17 protein-coding genes are annotated in these 11779 nt (G+C 54.1%); all 17 read left to right on the top strand.

Going from position 1 to position 11779, the window contains the following annotated elements:
- The first annotated feature begins 11 nt into the window (after positions 1 to 11).
- The 17 genes from C5469_RS01000 (at position 12) to C5469_RS00920 (ending at position 11779) form a co-directional block, all read left to right on the top strand.
- On the top strand, positions 12 to 533 hold the full coding sequence (locus C5469_RS01000) for a hypothetical protein (protein WP_166301108.1): 522 nt from the start codon (positions 12 to 14) through the stop codon (positions 531 to 533).
- A 97-nt stretch (positions 534 to 630) separates the two neighbouring features.
- The gene (locus tag C5469_RS00995; protein WP_166301104.1) at positions 631 to 1089 is read left to right on the top strand and encodes a mor transcription activator family protein; all 459 of its coding nucleotides are present in this window, start codon (positions 631 to 633) and stop codon (positions 1087 to 1089) included.
- Positions 1090 to 1229: 140 nt separating this feature from the next.
- On the top strand, positions 1230 to 1481 hold the full coding sequence (locus C5469_RS00990) for a phage holin family protein (RefSeq protein WP_166301101.1): 252 nt from the start codon (positions 1230 to 1232) through the stop codon (positions 1479 to 1481).
- A 2-nt stretch (positions 1482 to 1483) separates the two neighbouring features.
- Entirely contained in the window at positions 1484 to 2020 is a 537-nt protein-coding gene (locus tag C5469_RS00985; protein WP_166301099.1) for a lysozyme, read from the top strand.
- On the top strand, positions 2017 to 2478 hold the full coding sequence (locus tag C5469_RS00980; RefSeq protein ID WP_166301096.1) for a lysis protein: 462 nt from the start codon (positions 2017 to 2019) through the stop codon (positions 2476 to 2478). The genes C5469_RS00985 and C5469_RS00980 overlap by 4 nt, the downstream gene beginning before the upstream one ends.
- 8 nt (positions 2479 to 2486) lie before the next feature.
- The gene (locus tag C5469_RS00975; RefSeq protein WP_166301093.1) at positions 2487 to 2828 is read left to right on the top strand and encodes a hypothetical protein; all 342 of its coding nucleotides are present in this window, start codon (positions 2487 to 2489) and stop codon (positions 2826 to 2828) included.
- On the top strand, positions 2828 to 3046 hold the full coding sequence (locus C5469_RS00970; RefSeq protein WP_166301090.1) for a hypothetical protein: 219 nt from the start codon (positions 2828 to 2830) through the stop codon (positions 3044 to 3046). The genes C5469_RS00975 and C5469_RS00970 overlap by 1 nt, the downstream gene beginning before the upstream one ends.
- Positions 3043 to 3264, top strand: coding sequence for a hypothetical protein (locus C5469_RS00965; protein ID WP_166301087.1), 222 nt, complete (start codon positions 3043 to 3045; stop codon positions 3262 to 3264). Before C5469_RS00970 ends, C5469_RS00965 begins: the two co-directional genes overlap by 4 nt.
- Before the next feature lies 1 nt (position 3265).
- Entirely contained in the window at positions 3266 to 3766 is a 501-nt protein-coding gene (locus C5469_RS00960; protein WP_166301084.1) for a DUF1804 family protein, read from the top strand.
- The gene (gene terL / locus C5469_RS00955; RefSeq protein ID WP_166301081.1) at positions 3759 to 5390 is read left to right on the top strand and encodes a phage terminase large subunit; all 1632 of its coding nucleotides are present in this window, start codon (positions 3759 to 3761) and stop codon (positions 5388 to 5390) included. The genes C5469_RS00960 and terL overlap by 8 nt, the downstream gene beginning before the upstream one ends.
- 119 nt (positions 5391 to 5509) lie before the next feature.
- The gene (locus tag C5469_RS00950) at positions 5510 to 7090 is read left to right on the top strand and encodes a DUF935 domain-containing protein (RefSeq protein WP_166301078.1); all 1581 of its coding nucleotides are present in this window, start codon (positions 5510 to 5512) and stop codon (positions 7088 to 7090) included.
- The gene (locus C5469_RS00945) at positions 7077 to 8246 is read left to right on the top strand and encodes a phage head morphogenesis protein (RefSeq protein WP_166301075.1); all 1170 of its coding nucleotides are present in this window, start codon (positions 7077 to 7079) and stop codon (positions 8244 to 8246) included. Before C5469_RS00950 ends, C5469_RS00945 begins: the two co-directional genes overlap by 14 nt.
- Positions 8233 to 8772 carry a phage virion morphogenesis protein gene (locus C5469_RS00940; RefSeq protein ID WP_166301072.1) on the top strand — a complete coding sequence of 180 codons (540 nt, stop codon included), beginning with the start codon at positions 8233 to 8235 and terminating at the stop codon, positions 8770 to 8772. Before C5469_RS00945 ends, C5469_RS00940 begins: the two co-directional genes overlap by 14 nt.
- Before the next feature lie 255 nt (positions 8773 to 9027).
- Entirely contained in the window at positions 9028 to 10131 is a 1104-nt protein-coding gene (locus tag C5469_RS00935) for a phage protease (protein WP_166301069.1), read from the top strand.
- 2 nt (positions 10132 to 10133) lie between these two features.
- Positions 10134 to 10535: a hypothetical protein gene (locus C5469_RS00930; RefSeq protein ID WP_207628623.1), complete on the top strand. Its 402-nt coding sequence runs from the start codon at positions 10134 to 10136 to the stop codon at positions 10533 to 10535.
- Positions 10536 to 10544: 9 nt separating this feature from the next.
- Positions 10545 to 11453 (top strand): Mu-like prophage major head subunit gpT family protein, encoded by a 909-nt coding sequence (locus C5469_RS00925; protein WP_166301066.1) that lies wholly within the window; start codon positions 10545 to 10547, stop codon positions 11451 to 11453.
- Positions 11453 to 11779 (top strand): HI1506-related protein, encoded by a 327-nt coding sequence (locus C5469_RS00920; RefSeq protein WP_166301063.1) that lies wholly within the window; start codon positions 11453 to 11455, stop codon positions 11777 to 11779. The genes C5469_RS00925 and C5469_RS00920 overlap by 1 nt, the downstream gene beginning before the upstream one ends.

Genomic DNA, 11779 nt, shown 5'->3' with positions numbered 1-11779 from the left:
AGGTGATGAGAATGAAAAGAGTTTTACTGGGGCTGATGCTATCAACGTTATCACTGAGTTCTTGGGCTGTGGATGGTTATAAAGGTGTTAAATTTGGTTCATCTATTGATGATGTGATTAATTCCAAATTATGCACATATAAAAAAATAGAGAATAGTGTTTATAATATTAAAGAAGTATCATCTTATGTATGTTATGACCTCAACTTTTCAGGGAAAAAAACAACAGCGATATTTACGTTTATCGACAATAAATTTCAAAGAATAAGCATAGATGTCGACCCAGATACCGCCTACTTGATGGAGGCTTTGCAACATAAATATGGTCGCCCGTCTTCTAGACCTGACCAAGACCAAATTGCCCTCTCAAAAACCACTGGTATACCAGTGTCATTTGGTTTTGATGATGATACTATTTTTGTAGCAAAAAGATATACGAATGGAAATAGTTCAGCTCTACTGATTTACACAACTTCACATTATGAAGAAAAAATTCGTCAATTATCTACTTCTAATCTTAGTCAAGATATTTAGGTAACCACTGAACCCCTTCAACCTGTCTAATGCCGCAAAACCTGAAATACTGAACACCTTCCATTTTTTGGCAGGTGTTTTGTTTTTTGGGGGAAACATGCAGATCACTATCGAACACACCGAATTAGCGCAACTGGAATCCCTGCTACCGGATTCCGCCCTGCAATTGATCGACGTTATTGGTTATCCGGCCACTGCCCGGCTGATTAGCCGTTTTGGGGGCGTAACCCTGTCCGCCAAAACCGGCAAAGCCGCCGAACGCAGCGGCGGCGTCTATCGCCTGTTACGTGAGGTGTTGACTGACGAGGAGTGTAAAACGTTGATGGGCTATTTAGGGGATGCGCCGTTTTACATTCCCCGCTGCGAAACCGCGTTTCGTTCCCTGCGCAATGCCCGCTTTCTGGGGGAACTGACAGCATTATGCCAGGAGGGATTATCCCGCCGTCAGGCGATGGCGCGGTTGTGCCCCCGTTATGGCTTCAGTGATCGCATTGGCTGGAAACTGGTCAGTGAGCAGGCGGCGGAGGCTGTCCCTCAGTCACGTTTATTTGATTGAAATGTCCCTGATATCTGTGACACACTAAACCATGCCATCCAGCAGGCGACTGGCCTGCTGAACCCCCTCAAACGCTCCCCCCTTTTACCCTGCCATACACTGCGTTCATTGATTAAACAATGACATGAGGCACCGCAGGGATGAACGATGATAAATACTCCCATGCCACGTACGGTATTTCCGGCCTGATTGCCTGTTTTACCGGATTGTCCCTGTACGAATGGGGGTTCCTGATTGGTGTATTTGCCAGTATCCTGCTCGGCACATTGACCTACCTCCTGAACCGTCGTGAGCAGCAAAAACGCACCCGCATTTTGCAGCAAATTCTGGATCGCAGTGCGTCCCCGGAAACGCTGTCCGACATCGTGTCCCGTTCGCCAAAGGATGTCTAGTCATGGAGATGAAAAGCCGATTGAGCGCTGCCGTTATCGCCGCCATTCTGGCGGGCGCGGGTTCGGAGGTCATTCTCTCTCAGTTCCTCAATGAGAAAGAGGGCAATCGGCTGTCTGCCTATCAGGATGCGGGCGGGGTCTGGACGATTTGTCGCGGCATCACGCGGGTACAGGGTGCGCCCGTTCGTCGGGGTATGCGGCTAACCGCTCAACAGTGCGATGAATTAAACCGGATTGAAGCCCAGCGGGCCATTGACTGGGTAAAACGCCATGTACAGGTGCCGCTGACTGAACCGCAAATCGCCGGCATTGCCAGTTTCTGCCCGTACAATATTGGTCCCGGCAAATGCTTCTCTTCGACGTTCTACCGGAAGCTCAATGCCGGCGACAAGAAAGGAGCCTGTGCGGAAATCAAGCGCTGGATATTTGACGGCGGTAAAGATTGCCGCAAAACCCAAGGCCAAGCCAATGGCTGCTATGGTCAGGTTGAGCGGCGTGTTCAGGAGGCAGAGTTAACGTGTTGGGGGCTGGATAAATGAATCTCAGGCTCACCCACTATACCCTCATTGTGTTGGTTATTGCGGTAGTTTTAGCTGCATTCGTCGCCCACTTGTACCGCGCAGGGTATCAGGAGCAACAGCGGGTTAACCGCAGCCAAGCAAACGAAATCCAGCAACTGACCGACACCATTAACTACCAGATCACACACATTGACATGCTGCATGAACAGGATGCTAAACGTCTTAAGGTACTCGCCAATGCCAAATCTGAAATTGACCGGCTGCACACTGCTTCTCTTGCTCATCCTGAGCGGGTGTACATCAAGGCCTCCTGCCCCGTGCCTAAAACCGTTACCGCCCCCCGCGTGGATGATGCAACCCCCGCCCAACCTGCTGACGCCGCTGTCAGAAATTATTGGTTACTCCGAGAACGCATTGCCACCTCCGAACAGATGATTCTGGGGTTGCAGGACTATATCAAAACACAATGTCAATAAGGTGACCGATGACTAGTCAGATTAATAACGAATATGCAGATTCCGTATTGTCATTTTATTTGTTTGAGGGTGATTTTGGTGATGGGAGTGAACGCTGCCTAAAAGACAAGATCGGCGTAACTCGCAAAACCTGCCGCTGCTATATCTGCGATAAAATCATTCCGCCGAAATCCACCGCCAGATTATCGACGTGGATTTTTGACGGTGAAATTCATAATTATCGCTGTTGTTCTGATTGTTGTGATGCGATGGCGAAAAATGTGAATGGCGATAACGATGATGATTATTACCTCATTCATGATCGGTATGAAATGGGTGAAACATCCAGAATGAATAGGGGGCATCAATAATGAAAACATATGATTTTCCTCCGTACAGGATCAGTAGTCGGATGTATCCAATAACCGTTGTTTTAGAGCGTATTACCCATTTTCAGCCCATTGATTACAACGGTAATAGCGGAACGGCTATTTTTCTGGATACCGGTGTAGAGGTTTACACCAGCATGGGTAGTTGGGACGTCAGAAAATTGTTGAACGATGCTAATGGAGAAAGAGAAACACTATGAGCAAGCAACCCCGTAGCGGGAATAATCAGGTTTTAACAGCGCTGAACGCGTTAAATGATCGCCTGGATCATATTGATGACCAGATGGAGGCCATTCGCGAAGATGCCACCAATGGGGCGATGCGACGCGGGGCGATTGCGGGGGCAGTTTCCGGCACGGTGGCGGGCTGTCTGGTTTCGACGGTCGTGTTGTTGTTACGTACCAAAATGGGTGTCTGAGATGGCCTATCCGCAGGAGACGCGAGATAAACTCCGCCGCATGTATATCTTCAATCAGTTATCACTGGAAGTGACCGCCGCACAGTGCGGTGTGGCGTTCGTCACTGCCCGGCGCTGGAAGAAGGAGGCACAGGAACGCGGCGACGACTGGGACAAAATGCGTGCTGCGCAGACGATGGCAGGCGGCGGCATTGAAGAAGCCGGCCGCGCGGTGCTGATGAGCCTGGTGGTGCAATGCCAGACCACAATGGAACTGCTCAACACCACGCCGGATATGCTGCCCCAGCAGCGGGTGGAGTTATTGGCGAGCCTGGCGGATGCGTTCAATAAGGCGACCAGTGCCAGCAAGAAAATCTTACCGGAAACCAACGAACTGGCAACCGCACTGGAAATTGTCCAGAAACTGGGTGCATTTATTAACGAGCGGTATTCACAACATAACGCGGCCTTTCTGGAGATTTTGGAAGCGTTCGCCATGGAGTTAGAGCAACATTATGGCTAAAAAATTCTCAATCAAAGACTTTCGCGCCTCGCTTCAGGACTACATTGTCAGCCTGCGCCAGACCATTGAGGCGGAGTGTCTGGGGTTTGATGCGGACGCGAACGCGGCTAACGAACGCCGCCATAATGTGGACAACGTGGTTAACGGCTATAGCTTCTTTGTCGAGACCTATTTCCCGCACTATGTGCGCCACCCGTCGCGCAGCCAGTTGCATAATTACCTGTTTACCCGCCTGCCACAGATTGTGGCCAGTTCGGCGGCCGAAAGTGACGCCATTGCCGCACCGCGCGGTGAAGCCAAATCGACGCTGGTCAGCCAGTTGTTTGTGCTCTGGTGCATTATTCGGGGCATCAAGCGTTACCCGGTCATCATTATGGACAGCATTGATCAGGCGTATCCGATGCTCGAAGCCATCAAAGCGGAGCTGGAATATAACCCGCGCCTGCGTAATGACTACCCGGATATCTGTGGTCAGGGGCGCACCTGGCAAATGGGCACCATTGTCACCCGTAACAATATCAAGGTGACGGTGGCGGGCAGCGGCAAGAAGTTACGCGGTCTGCGCCACGGCCCGTATCGTCCTGATCTGGTGGTACTGGACGATATCGAAAATGACGAGATGGTGCGCAACCCGGAGCAGCGTGACAAATTGCATGCCTGGCTGACCAAGACCGTGATGCCGCTCGGTGAGGCAGGCGGCAAAACCGATATGGTCTATATCGGTACAATACTGCATTACGATTCCGTGCTGTCCCGTACCCTGAATAACCCCATGTGGCGAACGGCGCGGTTTAAAGCCATTATCCAGTGGCCGGCCAATATGGCGCTGTGGGATCAATGGGAAGGGCTGGTCAATAATAAGCTGTTGGATGCCGCTGACCGTTTCTATCACGAGCACGAAGCCGCCTTACTGGAAGGGGCAATCGTTTCGTGGGCAGCGCGTCCCCTGCTGGCGCTGATGCGTATCCGCGTGCGTGACGGGCACGGCACCTTTGACTCGGAATACCAGAATGATCCAGTCAGTGGGGAAGATGCGATTTTCGCCAACAGCATCATCTTCTGGTCGAATCATTTATCTGACTGGCTCTATTACGGGGTGTGTGATCCCAGCCTGGGCAAAATGAGTAAAAACCGTGACCCATCCGCCATTCTGGTCGGCGGCTTTAACCGGATGACGGGTATCCTGGATGTGGTGGAAGCTGATATCCGCCGCCGCCTGCCTGACAAAATTATTGCCGACATTATCCAGTATCAGCGCCAGTACGGCTGCCTGACCTGGTCGATAGAGTCCGTCCAGTTTCAGGAGTTTTTGCGTACTGAGTTGGTGAAGCGGTCGGCACAGCAGGGTATCCCCGTACCTGCCGTTCCGGTGATGCCATCCAGTGACAAAATCTTACGTATCGAGTCGTTACAGCCCCATATGGCGAACGGGCTGATCCGTTTGCACCCTACCCAGCACACCCTGATTGACCAGTTACGTCATTTTCCGAAAGCGGATCACGACGATGGCCCCGATGCCCTGCATATGTTGTGGTCACTGGCGGTATCCCGCGCGGGCAGTACCGAAATTTATACCCGTGCCCGGCGTGATGGCGGACACCGTTTTGGGTCGGGCGCGTGGTAATTGTGGAGAATATCATATGAATAGACACAGGGTTATAGCCTATCTGGGGTTTGTTGGGTTTTGGTTTTTTGTCACGCTGGTGATGGGTATTGTGCTCTCTAACTGAGGAAAAATGTCGTATGGCAATTGTTGATATCTACGGTAATCCCCTCCAGCGGGAGGCACTGAAAACACCCCAGACAGTGAAAACGGCACAGATGCAGCGCATCTATCCTGACCATCCGTCGCGGGGAATGACCATCCGTAAACTGCCACGCATCCTGCAAGCGGCCGAACAGGGTGACCTGAGTGCGCAGGCCAGCCTGTTTGGCGATATGCTGGAGCGTGATGGCCACATATTTGCGGAAATGGAGAAACGTAAAAACGCGCTATTAACGCTGGACTGGTCGATTGAACCACCCAAACGGGCGACAGCACAGGAGCAGGCCATCACGGCACAGGTGCAGGAATGGTTTGATGCCCTGCCGGAGATTGAGGATATCATCCTGAATGGGATGGAGGCAGTCGGGCACGGGTTTAGTTGTCAGGAAATCGAATGGGAGCAGGTGGACAAAGTGTGGTTGCCGCGCGCGTTATATTTACGGCCCCATTATTGGTTCCGTACCCTGCCGGAGCAACGGGATGAGATCCGCCTGCGGGACAATAACGGGTTGTATGGCAGCCCATTATGGCCGTTCGGCTGGCTGGTGCATCGCCACAATGCCCGTAGCGGGTTCGTGGCAACCAGTGGGTTGTATCGGGTATTGGTGTGGCCGTACCTGTTTAAAAATTTCAGCCTGCGGGATCTGGCTGAATTTTTGGAAATCTATGGCCTGCCCGCCCGCATCGCGACATACGCCCCCGGTACGTCCGATGATGACCGCGATCGGTTGCTGGATATGCTGGTCCGTTTGGGTCATGATGCGGTCGCGGCTATCCCTGCCGGAAACGAGATTAAATTCGAGAGTGCGGCATCGGGTGGCAGTGACCCGTTTATGGCGATGATCAACTGGGCCGAACGGACACAATCCAAAATCATTCTGGGCGGCACACTGACCACGCAGGCAGATGGCAAATCGTCCACCAACGCGCTAGGGAATGTGCATAACGAGGTTCGCCACGATTTGATGACCGCCGATGCCCGCCAGTTGGAAGGCATGTTTAAGAGTTTGATCCAGATGATACTGGCGCTCAATGGTCATACACATGTCAATCCGCACCGGATGCCACGCTTTGTGTTTGATACCCGTGCCGCCGTTGATTTACCGCAGTTTGCCACGGCCATATCCACTCTGGTTAATCAGGCGGGGATGGAATCTATCCCGGTTTCCTGGGTGCATAAAAAGGCCGCCATCCCGACCCCACAGGATGACGAACCGACCTTACAACCCCGCATCACGGGCATACTGCCAACGCCATTGAGCCACGGCCTGTCCCGTTCTGGTCTGGGGGTCTTAAGCCAGGTTCATGAGTCAGCGGATATTGATCCGGCCCAGATTGCCCTGGATAATGCCCCGCCGCTGTCTGACCCGATAGGGGCGGCCATGAGCCAGTTACTGTCCCCGCTGGTCAGCGCCCTGCAATCCGGCCAGAGCGTGGATGAGGCGATGAATATTGTGGCGGCCAGCTACCCGGATTTGGATGACAGCACGTTACAGCAGCTACTGGCACAGGCGATTTTTGTGGCCGATGTCTGGGGGCGCCTCCATGCCGACACGTAATAAAATCAACCTGGGGTATGTGATCGGTTTGCCGCCTAAAGAAGCGATTGACTATTTCCAGCGTAAAGGTTTTGCCATCGGTTTTAACTGGCACGAGGTGGAAGCGCTGGCGCATGCCCGCGCGTTTACCGTGGCTGGCGTGTTAAAACTGGATGTGCTGGCCGACATCCGGGCGGAACTGCAAAAATCACTGGAAACCGGGCAGACCTTCCGCGACTTTCAACGCAACCTCCTGCCGATACTGGAACGAAAAGGCTGGCTCGGTAAAGGGCTGGTTGCCGATAACGACACCGGCGAACTGCACGGTAAGCGGCTGACACCCCGCCGCCTGGATACGATTTTTAATACCAATATGCAGTCAGCCTATATGGCTGGCCGCTATCAGCAGCAGATGGACAGCGTGGATGAGCGCCCCTATTGGGAGCGCGTCGGGATTATGGACAGCCGTATCCGTCCCAGCCATGCGGCGCTCAACGGGTTTATCGCCCGCTATGACGATCCCATCTGGCAATCCATCTACCCGCCGGACGGCTATCGTTGCCGTTGCCGGGTGCGTACCCGCAGCGAAGCGGATGTCGAGCGGCTGGGGTTGATGGTGCAGTCGACCGAGGGGCGGCGGGTTGAAGTGCAGCAGGAATATGGCGTTCCGGGTGAAACCCGTCCGGTAATGGGCTTTGAAAACCCGATGACCGGCAAGGTGTATACCCCCGATCCGGGCTTTGGGTTTAACCCCGGTCAGGTGAGCTGGCAGCCCGAACTGGACAAATACCCGCAACCCGCCGCCAGTCAGTATGTCACGGGGACGTTAACCGGACCGGACTTTATCCGGGTATTTAAACAGGCACTGAAACAGGATGCACCCTCATCGTTACAGCGTTATCCGGTTGCCGTGCGCCCGCGCTCTGGCGGGTTACCATCTGACCCGGTGACGGTCGATGCGCCGACCCTCAAGCGGCTGGCAGATCAGGAACAAATTGACCTGGCCGATTATCTGGCGCTCCAGCAGATTATTGAGCAGCCCGAACGCCAGCACCTGGCGAAAGACGGCACGCAGTATTATGGCGCAAGGCGGACAGGAGTATGGTGGATAGTCAGCGTGCGCGAGGGACAATTACACAATGTGACCCAACAGGCGGATTTCCATGTTCCAGATTGATATTGATCTCAAAGAATTTCAGCAGGTGATGCAGCAACTGACGGACGGGCTGGGTGACCGCACCCCTATGATGCGCCAGATTGCTGCGACGATGGCCGATGCGGTCGAGGAAAATTTCAAGCAGCAGGGGCGACCTGCCTGGCTGGGCTGGAGTCCGGCTTATGCCAAAAAGCGGGCGGGCGGGAAAATCCTGCAACACACCGGGCGACTGGCGAGCAGCATCCAGCCATTCAGTGATAACGATGAAGCCCTGGTCGGTACGAATGTGATCTACGCCCGTATCCACCAGGAGGGCGGCACTATTAATATGCCTGCCCGTAGCCAGCAGGCGCATTATCGGCACAAAAAGGGCAAGCGCCGTTTTTCCAGCAAAGCGAAAGCGGATCACAGCCAGTGGAACACCCTGCCGGCTTACAAAATCCAGATGCCTGCCCGCCCGTTCCTGAAACTGACCGACAGCGACGCGGGACAGATCCAGGATATCCTGGAACGTTATCTGCAACAGTTGATGGATGCGCCCCGATGACGGGAGTGTAAAAACGCCCTGCGTGCCATTATGGGGCGTTTGAATCTGTTTTGATACAATGTGTTGCCTTTAACCGGTTACGCCCGTTTAAATCGTTTTTAAACGGGGTTTAAATGGGGTTCCGGTTCAGGGCAAAGCGCGATACACTGCCTGCCAGCATTTTCCGCCCCTATTTTTCGTTTTCTGCTCGCTATTCAGTCACCTGCTGAACCCCCTCAACCGCATCCCCGATAATGGTGCCGTTATGCTGCGGGCATGAAAACGACCATTGCCGCTTTAACCTCGCTTATCCGGGGTAACCACCAGAACGAAATCCAGCTTTTCCCGGCCGGAGAGTTTCGCGCTAACGATGGCCGCCCGGCGGATTGTGCTAGCTGGGTGATGACCCGTGAGATTGCCGACCACCTGATCCAACAGGTGGCTGTACGTGAAACGCCGCTGGTGATTGACTACGAGCACCAGACCCTGCGTGCGATTAAAAACGGCCAGCCCGCCCCGGCGGCGGGTTGGTTCCAGACGCTGGAATGGCGCGAGGGCGCAGGCTTGTACGCCACCAACGTTGAATGGACAGACAAAGCCCGCAACGCGATTGCCGCCAAGGAATACCGCTTTATTTCCCCCGTATTTTTGTATGACCAACAGGGTCACGTGACTGCATTACTGCATTCGGCGCTGACCAACACCCCGGCACTGGACGGGATGGACGCGGTGATGCTAGCCGCTGCCTCCCAACTGGCTGCCCTGAATACCCCACAACCGGAGGATCATTCCGTGGATGACGAACTCATCAAGGAACTGCTAAACAATTTACGCTGGATGTTGAATTTGCCTGCTACTGCCACGACGGAAGACATCAAGGCCGAGCTGCAAAAAGCCATTGATTTAATTTCGAACGGTCAGGGCACCGCCACGGCGGCCAGTCAAGGTCTGCTCGCCTTGCTGCAAGCCCAGAAGACCCAGATTGCCGACCTGTCATCAAAAGCCTATGACCCGGCCAAGTACGTCCCGATTGCAGGCTATCAGGAGCTGCAGGCACAACTGAACAGCGAACGCCAGCAATCGCAGGTGAGCCAGGTTGACAGTCTGGTGCAGGCAGCGCTGAGTGATGGCCGTTTAACCCCGGCGCTGGAGGACTGGGCTAAATCGTTGGGTCGCACGAATTTTGCCGCACTGACGACCCATCTGGAAAAGGCGCAGCCCATTGCCGCGTTGTCATCGCTGCAATCGGGCGGACAAATCCCTGCCGCAGTGCAACCCACATTAACACAGACAGCGGAACTGGACGCGGATGCCCTTGCCATTTGCAACCAGTTCGGCCTGTCCCCTGATGACATTCAGAAACAACTGGGAGAACAATAATCGTGGCAATCGATCGCAATACCCCTCATCGCGAGGGTGAGTTATTCAGTGTGCCCTGTGACGCGGGTGCACAAATCGGGGGCGGCCATCTGGTCTGCGCCAATGCCGCCGGTTTTGCCGTGCCGGGTCAGGCCGATGCCGGACTGACGGTGCTGGGCGTGGCCGATGAGTTCGCCGATAACCGCGATGGTAAACAGGGTGAACGCCAGGTCAGGGTACGCCGTGGCCGTGCATTCTATTTCGACAATGACAGCGCCCAGCCCGTGACCCAGGCGCAGGTCGGCCAATCCTGCACCCTGACCAACAGTGTGACGGTCAAGGCCATCAAAGGCGACACCTTGCCCGTGGTCGGTCGTGTGCTGGAAGTGTCTGTCAGTGATGGCGTTCTGGTTCTGATTCAATAGGAAAATCTGATGCTTGTTAATAAATCCAATTTAAATGTGCTGTTCCTGGCGATTAAAAGCACCTTCCAGAATGCACTGGATGCCGCGCCGTCGCAGTGGGAAAAAGTCGCCATGAAGGTGACCTCAACCAGTAAGGTGAACGATTACACCTGGTTGTCGAACTTCCCAGCCATGCGCAAATGGGTCGGCGAGAAAGTGGTTAGATCCCTGTCCGGGCATAAGTACACCATTGAGAACGACGACTGGGAAGCCACGATCGAAGTCGATCGCAATGATATCGAAGACGACCAGACCGGCCAGTACGCCATTCAGGCCAAAAGTGCCGGCCAATCGGCGGCGGCACTGCCCGATGATATTGTTTTCGAACTGGTGAACTTGGGATTTGAACGCCCGTGCTACGACAAACAATATTTTTTTGACAGTGATCATCCGGTCGGCACCCGGTCGGTTTCCAACAAAGGGAAAAAGGCGCTGTCCATTGAATCGATGGCGAAAGCGCAGGCGTCCTACGGTGCCGCCCGCACAGCCATGCGTCAGTTTACTGACGATGAAGGGCGTCCGCTGAATATCAACCCGAACATTCTATTGGTGCCGCCCGCGCTGGAATACACCGCCCGCGCACTGATGACTGCTGACCGTCTGGAAGACGGCAAAGTCAACCTGTTTAAAGGCACGGCCGAAGTCGTCGTCGAACCGCGCCTGACCCATGACAGCCGCTGGTATCTGCTGGATACCACAAAATCCATCAAACCGATTATTTATCAGGAGCGCAAAGCGCCGGTGATGGTGGAACAAACCAGCCTGGACAGTGACGATGTGTTTACCCGCCGTCAATACAAGTTTGGCGCCGAAGCCCGTGCCGCAGGCGGTTTTGGCTTCTGGCAATTGGCTTACGGATCAACCGGAGAAGAACAATAATGCCGATCTTAATTACAGCTAAAGTCGCGGGTTTCCGCCGCTGTGGTATCGCCCACAGTGACAACACCACGTCCTACCTGGATGATCGTTTTACCGCCGCGCAACTGGCCGAACTGCAAGCCGACCCGATGTTGGTGGTGTCTGTTGTCAATGAGGCAGATGTGCCGTCACCGGGGGTTGATATCCAGACTCAGGTTGCCGGACTGACTGAGGAAGTCTCACGCCTGACTACCGAACTGGACACGGTGACCGCAGAGCGTGATGCCCTGAAAAAAGACCTGGCGGCACTGAAAAAGGACGCGAAGAAGCCAACTAAAGAGGACTAA

The sequence above is a fragment of the Photorhabdus cinerea genome (assembly GCF_011189575.1).
Taxonomy (GTDB): domain Bacteria; phylum Pseudomonadota; class Gammaproteobacteria; order Enterobacterales; family Enterobacteriaceae; genus Photorhabdus; species Photorhabdus cinerea.
This window is presented reverse-complemented; position numbering and strand designations above follow the sequence as displayed.